A 20678-nucleotide genomic window follows, 5' to 3' on the forward strand; every position below is an offset into this window, starting at 1 on the left:
CCGACCGCCGGTACGCTGACGCCGTGGACCTCAGCGCCGACCTGGACTTCGCCCGCTCCCTCGCCGACACCGCCGACGCGATCAGCCTCGAGCGCTTCCGCGCCGCGGACCTGCACGTGTCGAAGAAAGCCGACAGCACGCACGTGACCGACGCCGACCAGGCGGTCGAGCGCGCCCTGCGGGACCGGCTCGCCGCCGAGCGGCCGGACGACGCGTTCCTCGGCGAGGAGACCACCGCGGACACCGGCGCCGAGGCCACGAGCGAGGGACACCGGCAGTGGGTCGTCGACCCGATCGACGGCACCGCGAACTACCTGCGGGGCGTCCCGGTGTGGGCGACCCTCATCTCCCTGGCCGTCGACGGCCGTCCGGTGCTCGGCGTGGTCAGCGCGCCCGCGCTCGGGAAGCGCTGGTGGGCCGCCGAGGGGCTCGGCGCGCACTCCACCGACGGCCCGCTCCGGGTCTCGGGCGTCGCGGAGCTCGCCGACGCGAGCATCAGCTACAACAGCATCCAGCAGTGGGACGACGACGACCGGCTCGACGCCCTCGTCGCGCTCTCCCGGAGCGTCTGGCGCACCCGCGCGTACGGCGACATGTGGTCGTACATGCTCGTGGCCGAGGGCGTGCTCGACGTCGCCGGCGAACCCGACCTCAAGCCGTGGGACATGGCCGCCCTCGTGCCGATCGTCGAGGAGGCCGGCGGGCGCTTCACCTCGCTCGACGGCGACCCCGGCCCCTGGCACGGCAGTGCGCTCGCGACGAACGGGCTCGTGCACGACGCCGTCGTCGAGGTCGTCCGCCGCCCATGACCAGGCAGTGACCCGGCACTGACCCGACGCTGACCCCGTCGGCCCCGGACGTACCCCTCCACCGGGGCACGTCCGACGGCGCGGCCCGGTGCGGAAGGGAACGGTCCCGACGCACCGCCACGGCGTGTACCCCAGCCCGACGCCTCCCCCGGTGTGCCGCGCTGGACGCCCCGCCGGACGACCCCCCGGACTGGGGACAACGCGAGCGGACAACTCGTCGCCGCGGCCCTCGAAGTGGTGCCGGACCTGGGTTACTGTGACGGCAGCGTCAGGTCGGAGACTGCCTCGGATTCCCTAGGTCCGAGAGCGGTGTCGGACCCGTCGTGTCTCGTCCAGAAACCCTAACCCGAGGGGTGGTACAGACGATGTCTTCATCGTTCCCGCGCGGAACCGAGTGCACCCTCACTCGTCGTCCGCATCTCGTTCCCGTCCATCCCGGCGCGCGCACCCTCGCCGCCGCGACACCCGGGGGCCGGTGAGTCATGGCACTCACCGGTCGCCGTCTCGAGGTCGACCGGATCGCGACCCTTGCAGCACTCCCTCGTGAGTGCGCGATGGTCGTCGTCGGCGACCCTGGTTCCGGACGCAGCAGCGTCCTCGACGCGGTCGCGAACCGCGTCGCCCTCCCCGTCGTGCGCGTCGGTGTCAACGGGACCGAGTCCCGCTGGCCGCTCGCCGGCGTGACCTCCCTGTTCACCGCGCTCGACGACCCCCGTGCGTCGGCCCACATCGCCCTGCTCCTGGAGTCCGACGCCCCGGGCTCCGGCTCGGGCGGACTCGCTGCGGCGCACGACTTCCTCGAGGCCGTGCAGACGCTGACCCTGCCGCCGACGGTCGTCCTCATCGACGACCTCGACCGGATGGACGCCGAGAGCCAGGAGCTCATCGCGTTCCTCGCCGGTCGGCTGGCCGGCACGGCCCTGCGCCTGGTCGCCACGGTCCGCTCGGTCCCGGCGGACGGGCCGCTCGCGTCCCTGCCGACGCTGCGGCTCGAACCGCTGACCGCCGACGAAGCACTGGTCGCGGCGCGCTCGATGGCGCCCGCGGACGCGAACGAGGGCGTCCTCGCCGTGCTCGCCCAGGAGACCGGGGGCAACCCCGGCGCCCTCCGCGAGCAGGTCGACGCGCTCACCCCGGAGCAGCGGACCGGCACCGAGCCGCTCCTGCTCCCCCTGCGTCCGACGGCGACCGGCGAGGCGATCGCCGACCGTTCCCTCGAGCACGAGAGCGAGGGAGGACGCGATCTGGACGTCCTCGCCCGCCTCGCGCTCGCCCCCGTCGCCCGCACGGCGGCGTGGGACCGGGACAGCGTCGACGACCTGGCCGACGCCGGGCTCGTCGCGGTGCGCGGCCAAAGCGTCACCGTCCGCGACCCGCTCGTGCGATCGGTGCTCTGGTGGCGGATGTCCGCTCGACAGCGGCGCGCCGGGCACACCGAGCTCGCAGGCGTGGTCGCGGAGTCCGACCCCCGTGCGGCGGCCTGGCACCGCAGCTTCGTCGACGACGTCCCGGACGTGGTCGGTCTGCTGACCGCGGCCGCGGGCTACGTGGCGGACGGCGTGCCGAACGCCGCAGTGGCCCTCGCCGAGCGCGCCCTGCACGTCGGCTCCGGCTGCGAGGACGAGCGCGCGGCGCTCCTGGGCGTCGCCGAGGCGATGCTCGCGAACCGCATGCTCGGGCTCGCCGCACGGTACCTGGCCGCGATCCGGCCGTTCCGCCGGACCGCCGACGAGGTCCGCCGCCTGCGGCTGCTGTACTCCGTGCAGTACCTGCGCGGCGAGGTCGTGCACGCGGACGAGCTGCTCGTGCCCGTCGCCCCGGACGCACCCGAAGCGCCCGCGGCGGCAGGACTCCTCGCGACCGTCGCGAGCTTCCGCGCCGAGTCCTGGGACCTCGAGCAGGCCCGCGACCTGCTCGCCCGGGTCGAGGCGCTCCGCCCGGCGGTGGACGCGCACACCGCGGAGATCGCCACCGCGGTGTCGCACCTCGTCGACGCGATCGACGGCACGCTCGCGCCGGACACCGAGCTCTACGACGGCCTCGCGACGTCGCAGCTGCTCACGCTGTCCGACCCCGCGCTGCTCCTCGTCGCGCACGCCCTGAGCCTCGGCGAGCGCCACCGCAGCGCCCGCCGCGTGTTCGCCCTGGCGATGGCCCGGAGCCAGGAGACCCAGGCGGTCTGGACCGAGGCCGCCCGCTACCTGTCCGCCGAGAACGAGCTGCGTTCCGGCAACTACCGGCAGGCGCTCCGGGCGATCGACGTCTGGGACGCCGCGGCCGGTGCGGACGGGCGTCCGCCGGAGGCCTCCCGGGCGCTCGCGATCGCGTACCGGCACTTCGCCGAGGGGCGCTCCCACGAGGCCCTCGAGGTGGTGGACCGGTGCCTCGCGCAGCGGTCGACGAACCAGCTGTGGGCCACGACGGCGAAGCTGCACGCGCTCCGCGGGCGGGTGCTCCTGCTCGACGGCCGGGTCGAGGAGGCCGTGGTCGCCCTCGAGGCCGCGGACGCCGTGGGTCGCTCGATGCGCAACCCGACGATGCTCCGGCACCTCGGTGACCTCGTCGAGGGCTACGTCCGGGCCGGTCGGACGGACGACGCACGCACCGTGACGGCCCGACTCGCGGCAGATCACCACGCCCGGCCGTCGCGCTGGGGTGCCCTGGTGCTCGCCAGGAGCCTGGCGCTCGTCGCGGACGACACGACCCGCGACGCCGCGCGGCGCCGTGCGCTGGAGCTGTTCCAGCCGCACGACTCGCAGTACGAGCGGGCCCGCACGTTCGCGGCGCTCGCCTGCGTCGGCACGGCGGCGGAGCGTCCGCGGCTCGGTGCCGCTGCGGCGGCGTCGTACGAGGCAGCCGGGCTCCGGCGGCCGCTCGTGACGCCGGTCGCGAGTGCGGCGATGCCGTCCTTCGCGGCCCCGTCGTCGGTGCGCTCCGTCCCGAGTGCACAGGTGCCCGGATCCCCGCGGAGCGTGCCGGACGCGTCGGCGGTGCTCACGTCGCTCACGGCCGAGGAGCGCGCGGTCGTGCAGAAGGTGACGGAGGGCTACCGCAACCGCGAGATCGCCTCGTCGCTGTTCATGTCGCAGCGGACGGTCGAGCTGCGGCTCACGCAGATCTACCGCAAGGTCGGCGCGCGCTCGCGCTCGCACCTGGTGGCGCTGCTCACGTGACGGGTCGCGTCCGCCACCGCGGTGACGTGGACGCGACCCCCTGACGGACGGGAGGCCCGGTACCAGCTGGTACCGGGCCTCCCGTCCGTCGTCGTCCCACCCTGGTGACCGCCGGGTCCGGTTGCGGGAGACCGCACGACCGTCGCCGCGGCGCACCGCGGCAGCGGGGAACCGCAAGAGGGGCGGGCGGCCGTTGCCCGGGCCCCCGCCGCGGTGGAGGCTGCTCCTGCACCGACCGTCGTGTCCCCTGGTGGGGACCCGTCCGCGGACCCTCGTCCGGTACCCGAACCGTCGGCCACGAACGCCGTCGTCCGCCCCCACCAGATCCGGGGGCGGGCGGCGGTCCGGCCGGCGGACCCGGATGCGCGGCAGACCCGACGGCGGTCGGTGCCGAACTCCCCAGCAGTCCCACCGATCGGACACCAGATGTGCGGAATCATCGCGGCCCGTGTCACCGACGACGCCACCCCGTACCTGCTCGACGGTCTCGAGCGGCTCGAGTACCGGGGGTACGACTCGGCGGGCGTGGCGGTGCGGACAGCGGCCGGGACGATCGAGACGGTCCGCTCCGTGTCCCGCGTCGGTGACCTGCGGACGCGCGTGGCCGAGCACGCGGCGAGGGTCCCCCTGGCCCGCGCGGCGACCGGTGCGGGGATCGCGCACACCCGGTGGGCGACCCGCGGCGCGGTGAGCGAGCGGAACGCCCACCCGCACGCGGACTGCTCCGAACGGATCAGCATCGTGCACAACGGGACGATCGCGAACGCCGGGCGCTTGCGGACCTCGCTCGAGGCGCAGGGGCACGTGTTCCGCTCCGAGGGCGACTCCGAGGTCGTCGCGCACCTGGTCGAGCGGGCGTTGACCGTCGATCCGGACCTCATGCTCGCGGTGCAGCTGACCGCGGCGCAGCTCGAGGGGTCGTGGGCGGTCGTCGTCCTGGACGCCCGGGACGGCCGGATGGTCGTGGCGGCCCACCGGTCGCCGCTCGTCGTCGCCCGGTCGGACCGCGGGGACTTCGTGGCGAGCGACGTCGGGGCGATCGCGCCGTGGTGCGAGACGTTCGTGCCGCTGCGCGACGGGGACGTCGTCGAGCTCGGCGAGGCGTGGTCGTGGTCGTCCGGTGGGCTGGCGGTCCCCGTGCCCTTCCCGACGCCGGCGCCCTTCGCCGCGGACACGCCGGACCGCGGGGACCACGCGGACCACATGGCGAAGGAGATCGGCGAGCAGCCGACCGTCGTCGCCACGATCCTGGACCGGGTCGGCCGCCGGACCGTCGACGGGAGCACCTGGGCCGGCCTCGGACTGCCCGCGTTCGACCGGTTGGCGGTCGTGGCGTGCGGGACGTCGCTGCACGCCGGTCAGGTCGTGGCGGGGGTGCTCCGGCGACTCGGGGGTGTCCCGACCGACGTCGTCGCGGCGAGCGAGTCCGACCAGGTTGTCCTCGCACCGGGCACGCTCGTCGTGGCGATCAGCCGGTCCGGTGAGACCGCCGACGTGCTCCGGGCGCTCGACCGGTTCGAGGACCGCAACCCGGTCCTCGCGCTGACGAACGACGTGCACTCCTCGCTCGCCCGCCGCGCCGACGCGGTGCTCGACTGCGACGCGGGGCCCGAGGTCGGGGTCACCGCCACGAAGACCTTCACGGCGCAGGTGGTCGTCGGCGTGACCGCGGTCGTCTCGGCGCTCGTCGCCTCCGGGCGGCTCGATCCCGCCCGGGCGGCCGCCCTGGTCGACGAACTCGCCGAGCTGCCCGGACGGATGGCCGCCGCCGCGGCGGTCGCCGCCGACCGCGTGCCGCTGCTCGCCGCGACGGTGCGGGACGCCCCGGGCTTCCTGTTCCTCGGCCGGGGTCCCGGGCTGCCGTACGCGGCGGAGGGCGCCCTGAAGACCACCGAGCTGAGCTACCGGTGGGCCCAGGCGCACCCCGCCGGCGAACTCAAGCACGGACCGCTCGCACTCGTCGATGAGGGCATCCCGGTCGTCGTCGTCGACCACGGCGACCACCGGCTCCGAGCGGACGTCGCCGAGGTCCGGGCCCGCGGGGCGCTCGTCGTGACCATCGGCGGCGCGGACTCCGACGTCCCGGCGCTCACGGCGTCCCGGAACGCGACCGCGGACCTCGCCTGGGGCCGCGGGACCGCTCCGTGGGGGCCGGTCGAGGCGGTCGTCCCGCTGCAGATGCTCGCCCGGGAGCTCGCGCTGCAAGCGGGGTGCGACGTCGACAAGCCACGGGGCACCGCGCGGGCGGTGGGGGGCGCATGGCCCGTCACACCCGGGTGAACCGGGTGACGGTGTCCGTCGCCGTCACGGCCGCAGTCGTCGTCCTCGTCACGGTGGTCGTGGTGCTCGTCGCCGTCCTGCCCGGCTGAGCGTCCGGCCGGGCGTCGGCTGCGCCCGGCCGGGCGTCGGCTGCGTCCGGCTGGGTCCGAGGTGCGCCCTGCCATCCTGGTCGCCGTGACCGCTGCCCCGCCGCTCGTCTTCGTCGCCGTCCTGGTCGGCGCCCTGCTGCCCTTCGTGCCGTACCTCGGCCGCGTCGCCCGGATCGCCGCGACGATCGTGCACGAGGTGGGGCACTGCGTCGTGGTCGTGCCGTTCGGCGGACGCATCGAGCGGATCGACCTGCACCCGGACGGCTCCGGCGAGGCCTGGGTCCGGCTCGGCCGCGTCCCCGCCGCGGTGCGGTGGGCGGTCCGGATCGCGAACCTGTTCGCTGGCTACAGTGCGCCGGTGTGGGCGGGTGTGCTGCTGCTCGCCGGGGTGCTGCACGGCTCCCGGTGGCTGCCGGTCGTGGTGCTCGGCGTGGTGGGGCTCGTCGCCCTGGCGTTCGTCCGGAACTGGTTCGGGCTGCTCGTGGTCGTCGGCTTCGACGCGCTCGCGTTCTGGGTGGCCCTGCGTCCGTCCGAGGCCACGGTGCTCGTCGTCGCCGGCGTGGGGGCGGCGTTCGTCGTGGACGGGGCCCGCTCGGTGGTCGCCGTCGCACGGTGGCTGGTGACCGGGGCACGCGTGCAGACGGACTTCCACATCGCCGCGGCCGAGATGCGCCTGCCCGCGGCGGTCTGGTTCGTGCTGTTCGTGGCCGTGAACGCCGTCGCGGTGTGGCTCGCCCGCGACCCGCTCCTCGTCGTGTGGGACACCTTGGCCACCGGCGTCCGCGCCCTGTTCTGACGCGCGGCACGGCAGTCCGCCGGCAGCGCGGGCGCGGGTCCGCCGCTGCGGCACGCCCCGGTCCGCGGGCGTAACCGGACGCCGCACAGCCCCCACGGCGGCCGTCGGGGTGCGAGAGTACCCGCACGACCCACACCCGGAGGGACCCCATGTCACACGACGGCCACGGCTTCACCACCGAACAGGTCCACGGCGGGTTCCGGCCCGACGCCGACCACGGCGCCCGGGTCCCCGCCGTGCACATGACCTCCGGCTTCCTGTTCGAGGACTTCGACCAGGCTCGCGACCGCTTCGCCGGCACCGACGACGGCTACACGTACACGCGCCTCGGCAACCCGACGAACGCCGACGTCGAGCGGCGCATCGCCCTGCTCGAGCGCGGCGCCGAGACGATCCTCGTCGCGAGCGGCCAGGCGGCGGCGACGGTCGCGTTCCTCGGCCTGCTGCAGGCCGGCGACCACGTCGTCAGCGCGCAGAGCATCTACGAGGGCACCCGCGGGCTGCTCCTGCAGAACCTCGGCCGGCTCGGCATCGAGGTGGACTTCGTCGCCGACGCCCGCGACCTCGACGCCTGGGCCGCGGCCGTCCGCCCGAACACCAAGGCCTTCTTCGCCGAGACCATCCCGAACCCGAAGAACGACGTGCTCGACATCGCCGGGGTCGCCGCCACCGCCCACCGCGCCGGGGTCCCGCTCGTGGTCGACAACACCCTCGCGACGCCGTACCTCGTCCGTCCGGTCGAGCACGGCGCCGACGTCGTCGTGCACTCCGCGTCGAAGTTCCTGTCCGGCCACGGGTCCGGCCTCGGCGGGGTCGTCGTGGACGCCGGCACGTTCGACTGGTCCGCCGCCCCGGAGCGGTGGACGCACCTGACGACGCCCGAGCACGCCCTCGGCGGCCGCAGCTACGTCGACGTCCACGGCCCCCGCGCCTGGGTCGTGTACGCGCGCGACGTGATCGCGTCCCGCATCGGTCCGACGCCGTCGCCGTTCAACGCTTTCCTGCTCCGCCAGGGCATCGAGACCCTCAGCCTGCGCGTCGAGCGCCACTGCGCGAACGCGCTGGCGGTCGCCACCTGGCTGGACCAGCAGCCGGAGGTGACGAGCGTCGACCACGCGGGTCTCGCCTCCAGTCCGTACCACGACCTCGCGCAGCGCTACCTGCCCCGCGGAGCCGGGTCCGTCTTCGCCTTCACGCTCGCCGGCGGCGAGCCGGCGGCGCGGGCCTTCATCGACGCCGTCGAGCTGTTCAGCCGGATGACCCACCTGGGCGACGTCCGCTCGCTCGTCCTGCACCCCGCCACGACGACGCACGCCGGTCGGACGCCCGCCGAGCGGGCCGCGCAGGGCATCGACGACGGCCTCGTCCGCCTGTCCGTCGGGATCGAGGACGTCGCGGACCTGCTCCGCGACCTGGAGCGCGGGTTCGCTGCGGTCCGCAGGGCGGTCGGCTCCGCGGCCGGCCGGGAGGCCCGTGGCGCGTCCGCCACGGTCCGTGCGGCGACGCAGGTGGCCTGAGATGGCGGACCTGCAGCACTTCGGGTACTTCTTCTCGCGGGGCTTCGGACCTCAGGCGTGGGGGCGGGCGGACTGGGACTGGGGCCACGACTGGACCAAGCCGGGCCTGTACCAGCAGTCCGTCCGCGCGCTCGAGCAGGCCGGGATGGACCTGGTGATCGCCGAGGACGCGATCTCGCTCGGCAACCCGTCCACCCTGGACCTGCGGATCCGGCAGGCCTACGGCGGCCCGAAGCACGATCCGCTGCTGCTGGCGCCGTACCTGTTCGCCGCCACGTCGCACATCGGCATCGCTCCGACGGTGAACGCCGGGATCACCCCGCCGTACCTGGCCGCCCGGCAGGCCGCCACGCTCGCGCACCTGTCGTCGGACCGGTTCGGCCTGAACGTCGTCACGGACACCGGGAGTGCCCGCCACGTCGGCGCGGCGCCGCTCCCCCACGACGCCGCGTACGACCGGGCCGAGGAGTGGATCACGCTGCTGCGGCGGCTCTGGCACTCGTGGGGCGACGGGTACGTCGGTTCCCGTTCCGACTGGCACTTCGCGGACGGGGACGCGCTCGACGCCTTCCACCACGAGGGCGCGTACTTCACCGCCGACGGACCGCTCAACGCGCTGCCGCTCGACACGGACCCGGTCGTGGTCTCCCCCGGCGGCTCCGGACGCGGGCTCGGCTTCGCCGGGGCGCACTCGGACGTGCAGCTCGCCCTCGCGCCGCTGTCGGCCGCCGCCGTCCGGGAGTACCGCGCCCGCGTGCTCGCCGCCGCGGCGGACGCCGGTCGGAGCGCCGACGACGTGCGCGTGCTGTTCGTGGTGAAGCCGGTCCTCGTCGCCTCGGCGGAGGAGGCCGACCGGCTCGTCGATGCGTCCGCCCACCCGACCGACGAGGCACTGCTGGCCGCGGCCGTGGCGTGGTCGAGCGACTCGGAGACGGACCTGACCGTGCTCGACCTCGACGCGCCCGTGCCCGCCGGGACGTTCGGCGAGCACGTCTCCGCCGGGACGATCCGCGGTCTGCTCGGCGACACCCCGGACGCGCCGCTGCGCGAGCTCCTGGCCAGGAAGGCACGGCTCGGGCGGCTGCGCACCCGGGACGGGTTCGTCGGCACGGCCGAGGAGTTCGCGGACTTCGCCGAGGAGCTCGGTGCCGACGCCGACAACGACGGGTTCATCCTGTCCGGGGACCTGCACCCGGCCCAGGTGTACCGGATGACGGGCGACCTCGTCCCCGTGCTCCGGCGCCGCGGGCTGCTGCGGCGGGAGTACGGGGACGGGGGTCTGCGGGGGAACCTGTTCGACTTCTAGTGGCGGACGGGCTCGAGGACGTTGGACTCCTCGACGTCGCGGACGTCCGCGGCGGTGCGGAGGATCTCCTCCCGCGGGGACGCCGAGGCGATCGCCCAGAAGTAGACCACGAGCGAGAACACGGCCACGACGACGATGTCCACCCACAGCGGGAACAGCACGACCGGCGCGGTGGTGTTGAAGTCACTGAAGTAGACGATGAGTCCCATCCCGACCAGGTACGGCAGCAGCCACTGCGCCGCCTTCCAGTCCCACCGGGGGCGGACGCTGGTCGCACCGCGGAACACGTTGTTCAGGACGATGACGACCGCGCCGATGAGGATCGCGACGCCGAGCTTCCAGTCGGTGTCCCACCCGGTCCACAGGATGATCAGGTTGGCGATGATGAACGCCACGGGCGACAGGACCGACGCGATCGGCATCCGGTAGGGGCGCTCGACCTCCGGGATGCGCTTCCGGAACGCCCCGAGGGCAAGCGGCGCCCCCGCGTACATGAGCACCGACGCGCTCGTGATGAGGCTGACGAGCCCCTGCCACGACGGGAACGGGGCGAAGCACGCGCAGCCGACGACGAACGCGGTCACGAGCCCGACCCACGGCACGCCGGCCTTCGTCGTCCACTCGAACGCCTTCGGGAAGTAGCCGTTGCGGCTCAGGCCGTACGAGATGCGCGTCGTGGCGGTCACGTAGATCAGGCCCGTGCCCGCCGGGGAGATGATCGCGTCGACGAAGATGACCACCGCGAGCCAGGTCAGCCCCGCGGCCATCGCGATGTCGGCGAACGGGCCGGTGTACTTGGTGAAGTCGGCGGTCGCCCACGAGCCCTGCACCGCGCCGGACTGCAGCGCGCCGAGGAACACGACCTGGAGCAAGAGGTAGATCACCAGCCCGATGACCACGGAGCCGATGACGGCGCGGGGGATGTCGCGCTTCGGGTTCTTCGCCTCGCCCGCGAGCTGGTCCGCCTGCTCGAAGCCGAGGAACGCGAAGATGATGCCCGACGTCGACACCGCTGCGAGGATGCCCTTCGCCCCCTGCGGAAGGAAGCCGTCCGCCGCCGTGAAGTTCTCGCCGTGGAAACCGCTGAAGGCCAGCACGATGATGACCAGCAGCGGGATCGCGACCTTCCACCAGGTCGCGGCGGAGTTCGTGTTCGCCAGGATCCGGACGCTCAGCAGGTTGATCACCGTGACGACGGCCATCAGGACGATCGCGACGGCGATCCCCGCACCGGTCAGCAGCTGCTGCGTCTGGCCGTTGACGACGACGGTGTGCAGCCACGGGTGGGCGAACTGCCAGTGCTGCGCGTACTTGATCATCGCCTCGACCTCGATCGGGGCGACCGTCACGGACTGCAGCCAGGAGAACCACCCGAACGACGCGCCGGCGACCCCGCCGAACGCGATGTGCGGGAAGCGGGCCGTCCCGCCGGCGATCGGGAACATGCCGCCGAGCTCGGCGTGCACGAGCGCGAGGACCAGCACGGCGACACCGCCGATCACCCACGAGATGATCGCGGCCGGGCCGGCGGTCTTCAGGGCCTCCTGCGACCCGAACAGCCACCCGGAGCCGATGATCGACCCGGTCGAGGCCCAGATGAGCCCGATGAATCCGACGTTGCGCTTCAGGCCGGAGTCCGGCAGCGCCTGGGTCGTGGTGGTGTCCACTGCAGCTCCGTTCGACGGGGCGACCCCATCGCACGGAGTCGCGCGTCACGATGCTGGCACTGCGCGGGCCCCGGTGGCGGATTGTTTAACACAATGGAAACAAGAGCACTGTACAATCCCACAGCCTTCCGGCTGGACGGGTCAGGGCTTCTTGCTGCCCCTCTTCTTGCTCTTCTTGCTCTTCTTGTCCTGCTTCTTGTCGAACTTCTTCTTGCCGTCCTTCTTCTTCTTGCCGTCCTTCTTCTTGGCGTCCTTCTTCTTCTTGGCGTCCTTCTTCTTCTTGTCGGGCTGCTTCTCGTCGTGCTCGGTGTCGTCCGACGGCATCCCCGGATCAGCGAGCACCACGATCCCGCCGGTCTCCGGGAGCCCCTCCACCGGCGCCTCGGTCACCTCGGGCGCCAGCGCGTCGTCCACCCGCTCGACGATGATCTCCGCCCCGTCCTCGGCGAGCCGGAGCAGCGCCTGGGCCGCACGCACCCGCGTCGTCGTCCGCCGTGCGAGCACGTCGGACCGTGCCCCCTCGAGGAACGCGCGCAGGCTCCGCTCGACGACCGATCGACCCCGCGGCGCCGCACGGTCGAGCCGGTCGAGCTCCCCGGCCACCCCGGCCGCGTCGTCGGCGACGGCTTCGTCCCGGACGGCGTCGACCAGGGCGGCGACCGCGGCCGCAGCACGCTCGACCGCGGGCGACCGCTGGTCCAGGACGACGAGCATCTCGAACACCGACCCGTACGACAGGGTCTCGAGGCGCACGGGCTCAGCGCCGCGACCCCGGAGCACCAGCCGAGACTCCGGCGTCGGCAGCCACGCAACGACGGCCGCGACCGAGGCCACCGACCCGACGATCCGCTCGTACGCCGCCAACCCCACGCGCTCCTGCTCTCTCAGCCGGACACGGATCGCGATCTCCTGCACCACGCGACACACCCTCTCGTGCACCGGTCCGGGTCCCTCCCGCACCTGATCCGGACAGTAGTCGCCAGCGCTCCCGGGAACAGCGAACGCCCCGGCATCGTCCAGGGGACGACGACGGGGCGTTCAGACAACACCAGCGCCTTCACGGGCACCGACCCTTCACGGGCACCGACCCTTCACGGGCACCGACCCTTCACAGGCACCGACCCTTCACAGGCACTGACCCTTCACGGGCACTGAGCCTTGAGGAGCACTGCGACAGCGGCTCGACGTCCGGCGATCGGTGGAGATGGGGGGAATCGAACCCCCGTCCATCGCTGCGCTTCGACGTCTTCTACGGGCGTATCCGGATGAGGCGTTCTGCTCGGCTCCGTCCTTTGCTACCGGCTTCTAGAACGACGAGCCCAGTCTCAGTGCAAGTCCCGCACGGCCCTGAGGCGCAACCGTGCAGCAAGTCCTCTGGATGACGCCGGGATCAGGTTAGGGGACGGTCACCTGGCCGACGGACTTCATGTGCTGGGCTGCTTACGCAGCGAGAGCGAAGTCAGTGCGCTTGGAATTGGCACTTGTTGTTTTCCACGGATCGTTCACGAGATGACCGTGGGTCCTCGGCCCGCTTCCCGTCGGCACACAGGCAATGTCGAAACCGATCATCCCCGTACAGGCCGGAACGTGCGAGCCGCTGTCGCGCTGTGGAGTTGTCAAGTGCTCCGGATCGGAGCGGTCCCCCAGTCTAGCCGACGAAGGGGAGGTCTGTCACTCGCCGAGGCGGTTCCGCGAGCGCATCGCCCGCTCGGCCTCGCGCTTGTCGGTCTTCTCGCGCAGCGCCTGACGCTTGTCGAACTCGCGCTTGCCCTTGGCGACCGCGATCTCGACCTTCGCGCGACCGTCGTGGAAGTAGATCTGCAGCGGGACCAGCGTGTAGCCGCCCTGCGCCGTCTTGTGCGAGATCTTCACGATCTGCTGCTTGTGCAGGAGCAGCTTGCGCTTCCGCCGCGGCGTGTGGTTGTTCCACGTGCCCTCGGTGTACTCGGGGATGTGCACGGCGTCGAGCCAGGCTTCCCCGGCGTCGATGAAGGCGTAGCCGTCGACGAGCGAGGCCCGCCCCTCGCGGAGCGACTTCACCTCGGTCCCGGACAGGACCATGCCGGCCTCGTACGTGTCCTCGATCAGGTAGTCGTGGCGCGCGCGACGATTCGTCGCCACGATCTTCTCGCCGCGTTCCTTCGCCATGGTGTTCCCTTCCGAGGTGCTGGTCCTGCTGCCCGTCCTGGCGCAGCCCTCCAGCCTAGTGAACAGCGACGGGGCCGCGCACCTTCCCGGCGCGTCGACCCCGTCCCGCGTGGCGTGTGGGCGATCAGACCCGGAGGTACCGCCGGATCGCGATGGACGCCGAGATGCCGGCGAGCAGCACACCCACGACGATCACGGCCGGTACGACGACCGCGGCGTCGGACATGCCGATGAAGGACGTCTGCGGGAACCGCTGGGACAGGTAGTTCCGGACGAAGAACCAGACCACCGCCAGGATCGCGCCACCCGACAGGACCGCGCCGATCGCCGCGGCGATGACCCCCTCGAGCACGAACGGGGTCTGGATGAACCGGTTCGACGCTCCCACCAGCCGCATGATGCCGAGCTCCCGACGTCGACTGAACGCGGAGAGCCGGATCGTGGTGGCGATGAGCAGGACGGCGGCGACGAGCATGAGCGACGCGATGCCGATCGCCGTGTACGACGAGGCGTTCAGCAGGTTGAAGATCGGCTGCAGGTAGCCGCGCTGGTCGACGACGCTCTGCACACCGGCGACCTTCGACAGGCTCTCCTGGAGCACGTCGGCCTGCGACGGGTTCTTCAGGTTCACCCAGATGGTCTCGTTGAGGTACTCCGGCTTGACGAACTCGGTCGCCGGCGAGTCCTTGAACTGCTGCTTGAACCGGTCGTACGCCTGCGCCTGGTCCTCGAAGTACGTCTTCTCGATGTACGGCTTGAGGGTCGACGAGTCGAGCTGCGCCTCGACCTGCTGCCGCTGCTCGTCCGTGACCTTCGCCCCGGTGCAGTTGCCCGTGGTGTCGGTGTCCGTGCAGAGGTACACCGCGACCTGGGCCCGGTCGTACCAGTAGCCCTTCATCTGGTTGATCTGCATCTGGAGCAGGATCGCCGTGCCGACGAAGGTCAGCGAGATGAAAGTCACGAGGACGACGGACACCACCATCGAGACGTTCCGGCGGAGACCGGACCCGACCTCGGACATGACCAGCCCGAGCCTCATCGGATGAGCCCCGGGATCGTCTGGATGCCGGTGGTGTTCGAGACGCCGGCGCCGCGCTGCACGGGGATCGCCTGCGTCTGGTACCCGCCGGACTGCTCGTCACGGAGGATCGTGCCGTTGGAGAGCTCGATCACCCGGCGCTGCATCTGGTTCACGATGCTGGCGTCGTGCGTCGCCATGAGCACGGTGGTGCCTCCCTGGTTGATGCGTTCGAGGAGCGCCATGATGCCGGCCGAGGTCGTCGGGTCGAGGTTGCCCGTCGGCTCGTCGGCGAGCAGGACCGCGGGCTTGTTCACGACCGCGCGGGCGATCGCGACACGCTGCTGCTCACCACCGGAGAGCTCGTGCGGCATGCGCGTCGCCTTGCCGGCGAGCCCGACGAGCTTGAGCACGTCGGTGACGGCCTCGCTGATGAAGCCCTTGCTCTTGCCGATCACCTGCAGCGAGAACGCGACGTTGTCGAAGACGTTCTTGTTCGGCAGCAGGCGGAAGTCCTGGAACACCACGCCGAGGTTGCGACGGAAGTAGGGGACCTTGCGCGACGACAGGGCGCCCAGGCGTTGCCCGAGCACGTGGATCTGCCCCCGGGAGGGCTTCTCCTCCTTGAGGACGAGACGCAGGAAGCTCGACTTGCCGGAGCCGGAGGCACCGACGAGGAAGACGAACTCACCCTTGAGGATCTCGAGGGAGACGTCGTCGAGCGCCGGACTCGGGTTGCCCGAGTAGACCTTGGTGACGTGGTCGAATTTGATCATGACCGGATCAGGGTAGGTCGCCCGGTCCGGAAAACCGCCGAGGCGCGCGGCTCAGGTCCGCCGCGGCGGCCCTCAGTCGTCGTCGCCCTGCTTGCGCCAGCGGATGCCCGCGTTGATGAAGCCGTCCAGGTCGCCGTCGAACACGGCTGAGGGGTTGTTCACCTCGTGCTCGGTCCGCAGGTCCTTGACCATCTGGTACGGCGCGAGGACGTACGAGCGGATCTGGTCGCCCCAGCTCGCGGTGATGTTGCCCGCCAGCTCCTTCTTCTTCGCGTTCTCCTCTTCCTGCTTCAGCAGGAGCAGGCGCGACTGCAGGACGCGCATGGCCGCGGCACGGTTCTGGATCTGCGACTTCTCGTTCTGCATCGAGACGACGGTGCCGGTCGGGATGTGGGTCAGGCGGACGGCGGAGTCGGTCGTGTTGACCGACTGCCCACCGGGGCCCGAGGACCGGAAGACGTCGACGCGGATGTCGTTCTCGGGGATGTCGATGACCGCGGTCTCCGGCATGAGCGGGATGACCTCGACCGCCGCGAAGGACGTCTGGCGCTTGCCGGCGGCGCCGAACGGCGACATCCGGACCAGGCGGTGCGTGCCCGCCTCGACCGACAGGGTGCCGAACGCGTGCGGCGCGTCGACCTCGAACGTGGCGGACTTGATGCCCGCCTCCTCCGCGTAGGAGGTGTCCATCACGGTGGTCTTGTAGCCGTGCTGCTCGGCGTAGCGCAGGTACATGCGGAGGAGCATCTCGGCGAAGTCCGCCGCGTCGACCCCGCCGGCGCCCGCGCGGATCGTGATCACCGCGGGGCGGTCGTCGTACTCGCCGTCGAGGAGCGTCTGCACCTCGAGGTCGCTCATCGTCTTCTGGATGGCCTTGAGCTCGGCGGCGGCCTCGTCCGCGGACTCCTGGTCGTCGGCCTCGTTCGCCATCTCGACGAGGACCTCGAGGTCGTCGATGCGCGCTTGCGTGTCGGTGATCTTCCGCAGCTCGGCCTGCCGGTGCGAGAGCGCGCTCGTCACCTGCTGCGCGTGCTCGACGTCGTCCCAGAGGTCCTGGGCACCCGCCTGCTCACTGAGTTCGGCGATCTCACGCTGCAGGCGGTCGACGTCGACCACCGAGCGGATGTTGCCGAACGTCTCGCGGAGGGCGGAGAGCTGCTCGGAGAAGTCCAGTTCGACCATGGTCACCGATCCTACCGGCGTGCGTCCGGGGCCGCCGACCGGGAGGCACGCCCCACCGCCGCCACGCCGGTCGCGTCCGACGCCGCCTACCCTGGTCGGATGGTCTCACGACGCGACGCCGCCGTCCGGCTCGACATCCCCCTGGAGATGGCGAGCCGGCACGGGCTCCCCGCCCACCTCTCCGAGGCGGAGCTGTCGGCGATCGAGTCGGACCCGCCTGCCTGGCTCGTGCAGTCGCGGGCGAACCGGACGGGGGCCAGGAAGGTCTGGACGGACCTCACCTGCTCGATCTGCGGGGACACCGAGACGGCCCGGCCGAAGAAGTGGTGGCCGGAGTGGACGCTGCTCGTGTGCGACCGGCACGACCCCGAGGACGCGCCGGCACCCGCACCGGGACACGCCCGGTACGCCGTGCACGGGGTGGGCACCCGGTTCGTCGCGCTCGTCGACGAACCGGCCTGACCGCCGGAAGCAGCGTCGACGGGTCTCAGCGGCCGAGCACGGGCGTGCGTGCGGCCATCCCCGCGGCACCGGCCCGGGCGACCGCGTCCGGCAGTGCGGCGAGGAACGCGTCGACGTCGGCCTGCGTCGAGGTGTGCCCGAGCGTGATGCGGAGCGCGCCGCGGGCGTCCTCCTCGGACAACCCCATCGCGAGCAGCACGTGCGAGGCCTCCGGCACGCCGGCCTGGCACGCCGAACCGGTGGACACCGCGACCCCGGCGGCGTCGAGCAGGAACAGCAGCGAGTCGCCCTCGCAGCCCGGGAACGTGAAGTGCGCGTTGCCCGGCAGCCGGTCGACCGGGTCACCCATCAACCGCGCGGACGGGACGGCCCGCTGCACACCGGCCACGAGCCGGTCCCGCAGGGGCGAGAGGTCCGTGTGTGCGGTGGACGCGGCGACGCCGAACGCGACCGCGGCCGACGCGTCCTGGGTGCCGCTCCGAACCTGCCGTTGCTGGCCGCCGCCGTGGATCAGGGGCTCGACCGAGGCACGGCGTCCGAGGACGAGCGCACCGATGCCGACCGGTCCGCCGATCTTGTGCGCCGACACGCTCAGCGCGTCGAGCCCGGAGTCCCGGAACGAGACCGGCACCTGCCCGTACGCGGCGACGGCGTCGCTGTGCACCGGCACGCCCGCGGCGTGCGCGGTCTCCACGATGCGACGCACCGGCTGCAGGGTGCCGACCTCGTTGTTCGCCCACAGGAACGTGACCAGGGCGACGTCCGTGGCGTCCGCGAGTCGCGCCTCCAGGCCGGCGAGGTCGACGCGACCCTGCGCGTCCAACGGGACCACGTCGACGACCGCTCCCTCGTGGCGCTCGAGCCACTCGACGGTGTCGACCGTCGCGTGGTGCTCCCCCGCCGGGACGACGATCCGCGGCCGTGGGCGGTCCTGCTGGCGGGCCCAGTACAGGCCCTTCACGGCGAGGTTGATGCTCTCGGTGCCGCCGGAGGTGAAGACGACCTCGACCGGCTCGGCGTCGAGCGACGCCGCGACGGCGGCGCGGCCGTCCTCGAGCAGCATCTTCGCGCGCTGTCCGGCGCTGTGGATCGACGACGGGTTCCCGACGGTGCCGAGCGCGTCGGTGTACGCGGCGAGCGCTGCGGGCAGCATCGGCGTCGTCGCGGCGTGGTCGAGGTAGACGGGCACGGGACTTCCTGGACGTGGGCGGCGGGGCGCGCGGTGGCCCCCGGTCGAGCGTGTCCAGGATACGCGCGGCCTCTCGTACCCTGGGTGGCATGCAGGAGACCGCGATCGACGAGACCCCCGGCTTCCGCCTCGGCGACGGCGAGCCGCGGTTCTCGGTCCGTTCCACGGACGCGACCGCCGTGACCCTGGTCGTGCAGCGCCCCGGTGACGCGCAGCCGACGTGGTACCCGCTCGAGCCGGTCACGGGGACGGACCGCTGGGCGGCCGCCACACCCGACGTCCGACCGGGCGACCGCTACCACCTGCTCGTGGACGGACCGGACGGGCCGCGGCACGGGTTCGACGCGTCGCGACCGCTGCTCGACCCGTACGCCCGCGGGATCGTGCGCGCCGACGCCGGCTCCGGCGGCGGCTCCGGCTCTGCGCGCTGGACGAGCGAGGTCGTCGACGACGCGTTCGACTGGGGCGGCGTGGTGAAGCCGGTCGTACCGCTCGACCGGGCCGTCGTGTACGAGGCGAACGTCCGCACGCTGACCGCGGCGAACCCGCACGTGCCCGAGCACCTGCGCGGGACGTACGCGGGCGTGGCCCACCCGAGCACGATCGCGCACCTGCACCGCATCGGCGTCACGACGATCGAGCTGCTGCCCGTGCACGCGTTCGACTCCGAGGCGTGGCTCCGCGACGCCGGGCGGGAGAACGCGTGGGGGTACAACTCCCTCGGCTTCTTCGCCCCGCACGCCGCGCACGCCTCCGCCGAGGCGCGGGCCGCCGGCGCCTCCGGGGTCCTGCGGGAGTTCAAGGGCATGGTCCGGCTCCTGCACGAGGCCGGGATCCAGGTCGTGCTCGACGTCGTCTACAACCACACCGCAGAGGAGGGCCTGGGCGGTCCCACCTCGTCGCTCCGCGGACTCGACGGCGCGTCCCACTACCGGTGGACCCCGGACGGCGACGCGTACTACGACACGACCGGGTGCGGGAACACGCTGAACACCTCGACGGACGCCATCGCCGACCTCGTCGTCGACAGCCTCCGCTACTGGGCGCGCGAGGTCCAGGTCGACGGCTTCCGGTTCGACCTGATGGCCGCGCTCGCCCGCAACGACCGCCACGTCTTCGACGCGGAGCACCCGCTGCTCGACCGGATCCGCCGGCACCCCGACCTGCAGGACGTGCTCGTCGTCGCCGAGCCGTGGGACGTCGGACCGGACGGGTGGCGCACCGGGGCGTTCGGTGCCCGGACGAGCGAGTGGAACGACGGCTTCCGGAACACCGTGCGGCAGTTCTGGCTGACGGACATCGCCGAGGAGCGGCGGAACGGTGCGCCCTCCGCGGGGATCGGAGCGCTCGCCGGGGCGCTGACGGGGTCGCGAGCGCTGTTCGGGCCGGACCGCGGTCCGACCGCGAGCGTGAACTTCGTCACCGCGCACGACGGCTTCACCCTGCTCGACCTGGTCTCGCACGACCGCAAGCACAACGAGGCGAACGGCGAGGAGAACCGCGACGGGTCGGACGACAACCGCTCGTTCAACCACGGCATCGAGGGCGACACTGCCGACCGCGGGGTGCGCGCCGCCCGGGGTCGGTCGATGCGGAACCTCGTCGGCACGCTCATGCTGTCCGCCGGCGTCCCGATGCTCACCGCCGGCGACGAGCGGAGCCGCTCGCAGCACGGCAACAACAACGCGTACGTCGTGTCCGAGGACCTGACGCCCGTCGACTGGTCCGACGACGAGGACGCCGAGTCGATGACCGAGGCGGTCGCCGCGCTCGCCCGGCTCCGGGCCGCGCACCCGGCGCTCCGCCCGACCCGGTACGGCGTCGAGGGCCAGGAGACCCCGGGAGCGACGCGGATGTCCTGGTACGGGCCGGACGGCGGTGCGATGACCCCGGAGGGGTGGGACCAGCCGATCCACCGCGCGGTGCAGTGGTTCGCCGAGTCGACCCCGGTGCACGAGCCGGCCGACCGGGTGCTCGTCGTCGTGCACGGCAGCGGCCGGACGCGGGACCTGACGCTGCCGGTCCGCGACGACGTCGTCGGGTACCGCCTGGCGTGGTCGAGCGAGAAGCACCGGGACCACGAGCGGGTCCGCCCGGCCGGGCAGGTCTTCACCGCGTACGGCCCGGGCATCCACGTGTTCGAGGTGGCGTAGCGCGACCCGGGGCCGATCCGCGCGTCGAAGGCGGTCCCGCGCGTCGGAGGACGATCCGCTCGTCGGAGGTCGTTCCTTCCGACCCCCGATGCGCGGATCGGCTTCCCACGTCG

At 72.6% G+C, this 20678-nt stretch carries 15 protein-coding genes and 1 other RNA gene; 8 read left to right on the forward strand and 8 right to left on the reverse strand.

Annotation, left to right across the window (positions count from 1 at the left end; all coding sequences use genetic code 11):
- Positions 1-23: 23 nt before the first annotated feature.
- The 6 genes from DEU32_RS08110 (at position 24) to DEU32_RS08135 (ending at position 9970) form a co-directional block, all read left to right on the forward strand.
- Complete coding sequence (locus tag DEU32_RS08110; RefSeq protein ID WP_058740687.1) at positions 24-809, forward strand: inositol monophosphatase family protein; 786 nt, start codon at positions 24-26, stop codon at positions 807-809.
- A gap of 482 nt (positions 810-1291) precedes the next feature.
- Positions 1292-3982, forward strand: a complete 2691-nt coding sequence (locus DEU32_RS08115; RefSeq protein WP_114850054.1) for a LuxR family transcriptional regulator — start codon at positions 1292-1294, stop codon at positions 3980-3982.
- A gap of 426 nt (positions 3983-4408) precedes the next feature.
- Positions 4409-6262 carry a glutamine--fructose-6-phosphate transaminase (isomerizing) gene (glmS, locus tag DEU32_RS08120; protein WP_114850055.1) on the forward strand — a complete coding sequence of 618 codons (1854 nt, stop codon included), beginning with the start codon at positions 4409-4411 and terminating at the stop codon, positions 6260-6262.
- A 174-nt stretch (positions 6263-6436) separates the two neighbouring features.
- A complete protein-coding gene (locus DEU32_RS08125; RefSeq protein ID WP_181819231.1) occupies positions 6437-7147 on the forward strand; it encodes a M50 family metallopeptidase in 711 nt (236 codons plus the stop codon).
- A 149-nt stretch (positions 7148-7296) separates the two neighbouring features.
- On the forward strand, positions 7297-8664 hold the full coding sequence (locus tag DEU32_RS08130; RefSeq protein WP_114850057.1) for an O-acetylhomoserine aminocarboxypropyltransferase/cysteine synthase family protein: 1368 nt from the start codon (positions 7297-7299) through the stop codon (positions 8662-8664).
- Position 8665: 1 nt separating this feature from the next.
- Complete coding sequence (locus DEU32_RS08135; protein ID WP_114850058.1) at positions 8666-9970, forward strand: LLM class flavin-dependent oxidoreductase; 1305 nt, start codon at positions 8666-8668, stop codon at positions 9968-9970.
- On the opposite strand, the gene DEU32_RS08140 is transcribed toward DEU32_RS08135, so the two are convergent.
- The 7 genes from DEU32_RS08140 to prfB all read right to left on the reverse strand — a co-directional run bounded on the left by DEU32_RS08140 (position 9967) and on the right by prfB (position 16761).
- Positions 9967-11637: an APC family permease gene (locus tag DEU32_RS08140; protein WP_208738909.1), complete on the reverse strand. Its 1671-nt coding sequence runs from the start codon at positions 11635-11637 to the stop codon at positions 9967-9969. The genes DEU32_RS08135 and DEU32_RS08140 overlap by 4 nt on opposite strands.
- A gap of 141 nt (positions 11638-11778) precedes the next feature.
- Complete coding sequence (locus DEU32_RS08145) at positions 11779-12555, reverse strand: hypothetical protein (RefSeq protein WP_114850059.1); 777 nt, start codon at positions 12553-12555, stop codon at positions 11779-11781.
- A gap of 278 nt (positions 12556-12833) precedes the next feature.
- Positions 12834-13210: a transfer-messenger RNA gene (gene ssrA / locus DEU32_RS08150) on the reverse strand.
- A gap of 98 nt (positions 13211-13308) precedes the next feature.
- On the reverse strand, positions 13309-13785 hold the full coding sequence (gene smpB / locus DEU32_RS08155; RefSeq protein WP_058740695.1) for an SsrA-binding protein SmpB: 477 nt from the start codon (positions 13783-13785) through the stop codon (positions 13309-13311).
- Between the two features lie 124 nt (positions 13786-13909).
- Positions 13910-14824, reverse strand: a complete 915-nt coding sequence (gene ftsX, locus DEU32_RS08160) for a permease-like cell division protein FtsX (RefSeq protein ID WP_058740696.1) — start codon at positions 14822-14824, stop codon at positions 13910-13912.
- Positions 14821-15579, reverse strand: coding sequence for a cell division ATP-binding protein FtsE (gene ftsE, locus DEU32_RS08165; protein WP_058740697.1), 759 nt, complete (start codon positions 15577-15579; stop codon positions 14821-14823). Before ftsE ends, ftsX begins: the two co-directional genes overlap by 4 nt.
- 72 nt (positions 15580-15651) lie before the next feature.
- Positions 15652-16761: a peptide chain release factor 2 gene (gene prfB / locus DEU32_RS08170; RefSeq protein ID WP_114850060.1), complete on the reverse strand. Its 1110-nt coding sequence runs from the start codon at positions 16759-16761 to the stop codon at positions 15652-15654.
- 99 nt (positions 16762-16860) lie between these two features.
- Between prfB and DEU32_RS08175 the strand changes: the two genes are divergently transcribed.
- A complete protein-coding gene (locus tag DEU32_RS08175) occupies positions 16861-17223 on the forward strand; it encodes a hypothetical protein (RefSeq protein WP_114850061.1) in 363 nt (120 codons plus the stop codon).
- Positions 17224-17248: 25 nt separating this feature from the next.
- Here DEU32_RS08175 and DEU32_RS08180 read toward each other — a convergent pair whose 3' ends face one another.
- Positions 17249-18412, reverse strand: a complete 1164-nt coding sequence (locus tag DEU32_RS08180; RefSeq protein ID WP_114850062.1) for a cysteine desulfurase family protein — start codon at positions 18410-18412, stop codon at positions 17249-17251.
- 89 nt (positions 18413-18501) lie between these two features.
- Here DEU32_RS08180 and DEU32_RS08185 point away from each other — a divergent pair, with 89 nt between their 5' ends.
- On the forward strand, positions 18502-20565 hold the full coding sequence (locus DEU32_RS08185) for a glycogen-debranching protein (protein ID WP_114850063.1): 2064 nt from the start codon (positions 18502-18504) through the stop codon (positions 20563-20565).
- Positions 20566-20678 lie beyond the last annotated feature (113 nt).

This window comes from Curtobacterium sp. AG1037 (assembly GCF_003349855.1).
Lineage (GTDB): Bacteria > Actinomycetota > Actinomycetes > Actinomycetales > Microbacteriaceae > Curtobacterium > Curtobacterium citreum.

Excerpts from the sequence above, each read along its gene's own strand:
- smpB (WP_058740695.1), bottom strand. The coding sequence starts at position 13,785 with ATGGCGAAGGAACGCGGCGAGAAGATCGTGGCGACGAATCGTCGCGCG.
- glmS (WP_114850055.1), top strand. The coding sequence starts at position 4,409 with ATGTGCGGAATCATCGCGGCCCGTGTCACCGACGACGCCACCCCGTAC.
- DEU32_RS08130 (WP_114850057.1), top strand. The coding sequence starts at position 7,297 with ATGTCACACGACGGCCACGGCTTCACCACCGAACAGGTCCACGGCGGG.
- ftsX (WP_058740696.1), bottom strand. The coding sequence starts at position 14,824 with ATGAGGCTCGGGCTGGTCATGTCCGAGGTCGGGTCCGGTCTCCGCCGG.
- ftsE (WP_058740697.1), bottom strand. The coding sequence starts at position 15,579 with ATGATCAAATTCGACCACGTCACCAAGGTCTACTCGGGCAACCCGAGT.
- DEU32_RS08175 (WP_114850061.1), top strand. The coding sequence starts at position 16,861 with ATGGTCTCACGACGCGACGCCGCCGTCCGGCTCGACATCCCCCTGGAG.
- DEU32_RS08115 (WP_114850054.1), top strand. The coding sequence starts at position 1,292 with ATGGCACTCACCGGTCGCCGTCTCGAGGTCGACCGGATCGCGACCCTT.
- prfB (WP_114850060.1), bottom strand. The coding sequence starts at position 16,761 with ATGGTCGAACTGGACTTCTCCGAGCAGCTCTCCGCCCTCCGCGAGACG.
- DEU32_RS08185 (WP_114850063.1), top strand. The coding sequence starts at position 18,502 with ATGCAGGAGACCGCGATCGACGAGACCCCCGGCTTCCGCCTCGGCGAC.
- DEU32_RS08135 (WP_114850058.1), top strand. The coding sequence starts at position 8,666 with ATGGCGGACCTGCAGCACTTCGGGTACTTCTTCTCGCGGGGCTTCGGA.